Raw genomic sequence first — 1,039 nt, 5'->3', positions numbered from 1 at the left:
CTAAGGCGTGTTTCATAAGCCGGTCAGAGCCACTCGGTGATGATGGTGATGGTGAGGATGGCTTGGAACCGGACTGCCAGCTTGTCGTAGCGGGTGGCGACGCCGCGGTGGCGTTTGAGCCGGTTGATGCTGTTCTCGACGGCGTGGCGTAGCCGGTAGAGGTCCTTGTCGAACACGGGTGGGCGGCCGCCCTTGGAGCCTTTGGCCTTGCGGTGGGCGTCCTGGTCGGTCTTGCGGGGGATGCAGGCCTTGATCCCGCGTGAGCGTAGGTGGCTGCGGTTGCCGCGGCTGGTGTAGGCCTTGTCGGCCAGGACCAGGTCGGGGCAGGTGCGGGGCCGGCCGACGCCCAGGCGGGTCACGCGGATGCGGCGCAGGACGGGGATGAACTGCGGGCTGTCTCCACGGTGCCCGGCGGTCACGATCAGGGAGAGGACCTTCTGTCCCTGTTCGCAGGCCAGATGGGTCTTGGTGGTCAGCCCGCCCCTCGATCGGCCCAGCGCGTGATCGGCCGGTTCGTCGTGCACGCCGCCGGGTGACTCCTTCTGCAGATGACCGTCCTTGCGGGCGCCGGCGGCGTGCTGGTGGGCGCGACTGGTCATCGAGTCCACGCTCACCGTCCAGGCGATCCGCCCCTGCGCGTCGCCGGCGGCCTGCAACGCGGACAGGATCTTGTCCCAGGTCCCGTCACGCTGCCAGCGGCGGAACAGGCCGTAGACGGTGGGCCAGGGCGCGTACTCGGCCGGGACATCGCGCCACGGGGCACCGATCCGGATCCGCCACCGGATCCCGTCGATGAGCTGTCGTTTCTCCCACTTCGGCGGACGACCTGTCGTCGGCGCGGCAGGCAGCAGCGCAGCCAGAACAGCCCACTGCCTGTCGGTCAGGTCATGCCGCCTCGTCACCGCTACGCTGGGCACGAGGTCTCCGGTATGAAGTTCTTGCTTGGTCGCAGAACCAGTTACCGGAGACCTCTTCAGTTGTCGATCACCGCCACGCCGTGACCTCGATCAGACCCTCCCACTTCTGAAACACGCCTTAG

At 67.8% G+C, this 1,039-nt stretch carries 1 protein-coding gene; it reads right to left on the bottom strand.

The features are described 5' to 3' along the window. Positions 1-23 precede the first annotated feature (23 nt). Positions 24-902, bottom strand: a complete 879-nt coding sequence (locus tag ACFY23_RS31765) for an IS5 family transposase (RefSeq protein WP_387039149.1) — start codon at positions 900-902, stop codon at positions 24-26. Positions 903-1,039: the final 137 nt, after the last annotated feature.

It is taken from the genome of Micromonospora sp. NPDC000121 (assembly GCF_042899165.1).
Classification (GTDB): Bacteria; Actinomycetota; Actinomycetes; order Mycobacteriales; family Micromonosporaceae; genus Micromonospora.
Note: the sequence above shows the minus strand (reverse complement) of the source record. Positions and strands in the feature narration are given on the sequence as shown.